Here is a 4650-nt window from a genome sequence, read left to right on the forward strand (position 1 = left end):
TTCTGACAGCTATTAGCTAATCAATACTTACAGTCAGTCCTTCCTGCTGGAGGATCTTCCGGTAAACTTCGAGTTCTGTAAAGGAACCTTCCAGGATTGCACACTTTCCGTCGTTATGCACCGTAAATGCAATCTTTTCAGCCTGCGGCTGCGAGTAATCAAGATATTTAATAAGGCAGTAGATGACGTGCTCGAACGTGTTGACGTCATCATTCCAGAGGATGAGCTTATGATTCGATTTTAACCCGGCAAGTACTTCTTCAAGTGTGAAAGTTTCAACTTCAGTTTCTGTTCCTGCAAATCGTATATTCATAGCCTGCAAACTTAGATAAATTGCTTTTATATACAAAATTCAGGGGATTGCATGCAGGCAACTCACCGGCTTTTTTGACTTTTGAAGCAATATTTTTACAGATGATGAACAAAACGGCTAAAGCTGCACCTCTGGTTTCTTCCTTTAATTTACCTTAAACCTGAGCACCTTCCTGGTCACTCCTCCTTTGCCATCGAGCCCTTCAGCCACTACCTTGTAATTACCGGCCTCACTTGTGGTAAAGAAGCCAACAGAGGCTTTTCCGGTGGAATCACTCAGAACATTAGGGGTCCAGAACACCGTTGTCCGCAGGTCAGGACGTTCCTTGTTAACCTTTGGATCATCATAATTGGGAGAATAAAACTGTCGGCCAATATAATATCCCTGGGGATTATAAGTAGTAATTCCTGGCACAAACGTTCTGGCAGTATAATTCGGCTCTCCGCGCCTGGTATTGATCACGAGGACACCGCCTCCGCCTCTCATTCCATAAATAGCGGTAGTGCCGATTGTTCTCAGCACTTCTATTGATTCTACGTCCGAAGGGACGATCATACTGAGAAAATCGGGTTCCATGTTCATGCCGTCAACCACCAGTTGCATGGGAGTATTAGGGCTGCGTGTGGAATAAGCCATTCCATTTCTTACGATGACCCCCGGTACACCTACGAGGCATTGTTCGAGAGTCGAACAATTTTGAAGGCGGTCGCCCGTCAAAACATAATCTGCACGTCCCGCGCCGTTAAGATTGGAAGAGTTTTTCACAATGGGTTTTTTCTCGACGATCTTTACCTCTTCCAGCATAATATTTCGCCTGAACATCCCGTGTTTTTTCAGTTCTTCGATATCATTTCTCCTGCCTTTAAGATAAGAAAGCAAAGAAGAGTTTACGTTCAGCTCTATATCAGGGGTGTTTTTACTGCGGGTCACCAGCTGCGCCGGAACACGGTCTATTTCAATGTCTACATTTTTCTTGTCTTTGGCATTTCTTGCCTGTATAACAAGGCGTGTGCTGTCGCTGAAAGTGAGATTGTCAAAAGTGAAGCGGCCCTCTGAATCTGTGATTGTATCAAGGATGGTCATACTTCCCTTTGATGCAAGAAGAAGCACTTTTCCGTTGGCGACAGGCTTGCCTCCAAGTGTTTTTACCTTTCCGCTTATCGTCATGCTTTTTTCGGGCTGGAATACGATGTTGGGAAATCCGCCGGCAAGCAGGCTCTTCCAGGTGAAGCGCCGCCATCCCTGGGTCAGCATCAGGTTGTCCAGGTGCATCTCTTTATCCTCGTTAATGCCGGTGAAGTAGTAATTCGGCTTTTCTATATAACCCTTCAGTTCCGACGTTAAAAGGAGGCTGGAAAGGATAGAGGTTTCTCCCGCGTCATCGAAGGGTATCTTTGACTCGTTCGTTACAGCAACAGAGAAGTTAGCAATTTCGGGTTTTCCGGCAGTGTCTGCAACATTGAAATTCAAGGTCACTTTTTCGCGTTTTTTATAGCTGCTCTTGTCGGTGCTGATGTTGACGTTCATCCCGTCGCCCCGGCGGATGAATACGAGTCTTTCTGCTACCGGTTCATAATTTGGTGAAAACAGGGTGACCTGAAGGATTCCGGTGTTAAACCGGTTTTTCGGTATTAAAGCAGACAAGGTTTGCTTGGCCATGTTGTTCTTTGCCACAAACTTCACCTGGCCATTGGACTGGCAAACGAGGGTGACATTTCCTTTGTCAAGCAACTCGGGACTCGCGGTGATTTTCACAGCCAGGTTGTCTGTATCATTATTACCGATAGACAAAACATATCCTGAAGCAGCGGCCTGGGGCAATTTAACCTGCTTCTCATATCCATCGTCAAATTTTACTGTTGCAGTATAAGAGTTTCCAGCAGAAGGTACCAATGCAAAGACTCCCATTCCCGCATGCTGCGATTTGAAATCGGCAACGACGTTGTTATCTTTATCTTTCACTGTTCCTGAAACCATCCTGCCTAAACCGTCGGGCCCTGTAGCCTTAAATGCAACTTTTGACCGCAGGCCGTTTACCAGTTGTCCGCCTTCAGGGAAAAACTGGATATCTGCTTCTGCCGAAGTCGACTTAATGGGGAACATTTTGCTTATCACTGTCTTTTCATCCAGCTTCAGGCTGGTATTAAGCCTCCCTGATTTAAGGATAAATGGTTGTGAATTCGTGAAGTTTATGGACAATCGGCCTTGTCCGTCTGTTGTCCCTTTGCCCTTGGCAATATTGCGGGCTTCAAGCTGTACGTTATAGCTAACCTCTTTCCCCGCAAGCGGATTTCCGTCTTCGTCAGTATAAGTCAGTACGGCGCCCACGTTATCCTTCCCGCCGATCTTATTAAATACATAACTTACATTTCCAATTACCTGGCTGGCATATGAGCTGCCAATCCGGATCACCTTGTCGAAATAATACTCCTCACCGAAGTTTCGCATCCAGTTGGTATAGGCCCTTAACCGGTAATTTCCTTCAGAGAGAGAGTCAGCCAGGGTAATATCTCCCCATGCAAGACCAGCGATCACCGGGAGGCGCAGTGTTCTTTTCAAAGAGTCCCTCTCGTTAATGATGTCAATATAAAGGATCTTGCTCAGGTTTGAGAGCTCATTTTTCTCTCCGTTTACCACGTAGGCTTTAAACCAGATGGTATCACCAACCGTATAATAGGGCTTATCTGTATGAATATGGACCTTCTCCTGCGGGTACTCTGACCTGAACTTCTCAAGTTTGGAGAGTATATTGTTGAGCGGATCATCATCCGGCATGAAAGCCAGGCCGTAGGCCGAACAAAACAGGATGCAAGCAAAAAGTAAATATCGGATCCTCATACAGATAAGTTTATAAGCCTAATGAAGCGAAAAAAAGTGTAACACGGTGATATTCAGTATTACACTATAACGCTTGTATCTAAAAAGTATTTTTCCACATCATACTTTCTACAGGGCGGGTAGTTTTGCGGTTATATTTCGCGTTGTCTTTAGAATTGTAAAAAGTTTCTATTTCCCCCGCAACCTCAAAATAAATAAGCTGTCCTATTGGCATTCCTGCATAAATCCTTACTGGCTGGGCAACCGAAATCTCCAGTGTCCAGGTGTTACAAAAGCCCACATCACCTTTTCCTGCTGTTGCATGAATGTCTATCCCCAGGCGGCCTGTACTTGATTTTCCCTCAAGGAAGGGCACATGAAGATGTGTTTCTGTATATTCTACCGTAACTCCGAGATATAATGTTCCGGGTTGAAGCAGAAATCCATCCTTCGGGATTTCAAAATGCTCAATTTCGTTATGTAACCGTGCGTCAAGCGTCCGGCTTTTATAAGTTGCAAGATACTTGCCCAAATGGACGTCATATGAATTGGTGCCAAGGCAATTACGGTCGAAAGGCTCGATGATAATACTGCCTTTTTCTATTTCTTCGAGAATACGTTTGTCTGAGAGAATCATAATGTTGAAGGTCAGCACTAAATTAAATATTATATTTTTCAGTTGGCTGAAAATTTTACAATTGCAGATCTGCTCCCCTGCACACAATAAAACGTATATCTGAAAATCCTCATATTTTTATAGGATTCGGATAATTGGAACTGTTTGTGCTATACTTGTAAGTTGTTTTGACAAAATGAAATAAATGGCACTCGCTTACCAAAGGCAACTCGATGGGATGACTGCATTTGCAGTCTGGAAGATAGAGGAAGAGGCGGAGGATTTGTATTCGCGCCTGCAACTCAACCAGGAAGAAAAGGCTTATGTTGAAAGCCTGAATAACGGGAAAAGGAACCTGCATTGGTTAAGCACCCGGGTATTGCTGCGTGAAATGCTTAATACCAGCGGTTACATCGACTGCCGGGTGGATGAACACGGAAAACCCTATCTCGTGAATTTTCCTCACCAGATCTCTTTGAGTCATTCCTTTGATTATGCAGCTGTGATGATCAGTGAAAATAAACCTGTAGGGATTGATATTGAGCTCGTCAAGGAGAAGATTGTCAGGATTGAAGATAAGTTTCTCTGTCCGGAGGAGCTCATGTTCATTGATCCCAGTCATAGGATTGAACATTTATATATCTGCTGGTGTGCCAAAGAAGCGATATACAAATTACAGGGAAAGCGTAATGTTTCGTTTAAGGACCACATTCGCCTTCACCCGTTCTCCTTCCGTCAGGAAGGAGAATTCTCTGCCCGTCTGGATGCAGGCCCTCTTCAGGCAACGTTCACAGTTGGGTATGAGCGCTTTGAAGATTATATGATCGGCTATGTGCCCGGGAAATAAGTTTTAAGTCGTAAGTTCCAGGTAATAGGCTTTCGGACAGTAAGCCCAAGCCTGATC

General features: G+C 44.5%; 4 protein-coding genes. 1 reads left to right on the forward strand and 3 read right to left on the reverse strand.

Translation table 11 applies throughout. The annotated features are described in order from the left end of the window. Positions 1-16: 16 nt before the first annotated feature. The 3 genes from DDR33_RS23105 to dcd all read right to left on the reverse strand — a co-directional run bounded on the left by DDR33_RS23105 (position 17) and on the right by dcd (position 3767). Positions 17-313, reverse strand: a complete 297-nt coding sequence (locus tag DDR33_RS23105; protein ID WP_109418176.1) for an ATP-dependent Clp protease adaptor ClpS — start codon at positions 311-313, stop codon at positions 17-19. A 144-nt stretch (positions 314-457) separates the two neighbouring features. Continuing rightward, complete coding sequence (locus DDR33_RS23110; RefSeq protein WP_109418177.1) at positions 458-3151, reverse strand: TonB-dependent receptor plug domain-containing protein; 2694 nt, start codon at positions 3149-3151, stop codon at positions 458-460. A gap of 79 nt (positions 3152-3230) precedes the next feature. Then, the gene (dcd, locus tag DDR33_RS23115; protein WP_109418201.1) at positions 3231-3767 is read right to left on the reverse strand and encodes a dCTP deaminase; all 537 of its coding nucleotides are present in this window, start codon (positions 3765-3767) and stop codon (positions 3231-3233) included. Between the two features lie 184 nt (positions 3768-3951). On the opposite strand from dcd, the gene DDR33_RS23120 reads away from it, so the two are divergent. Beyond that, positions 3952-4593, forward strand: a complete 642-nt coding sequence (locus tag DDR33_RS23120) for a 4'-phosphopantetheinyl transferase family protein (RefSeq protein WP_109418178.1) — start codon at positions 3952-3954, stop codon at positions 4591-4593. The last annotated feature ends 57 nt before the right edge of the window (positions 4594-4650 follow it).

Source organism: Pararcticibacter amylolyticus (assembly GCF_003130405.1).
In the GTDB taxonomy this organism is placed as follows: domain Bacteria; phylum Bacteroidota; class Bacteroidia; order Sphingobacteriales; family Sphingobacteriaceae; genus Arcticibacter; species Arcticibacter amylolyticus.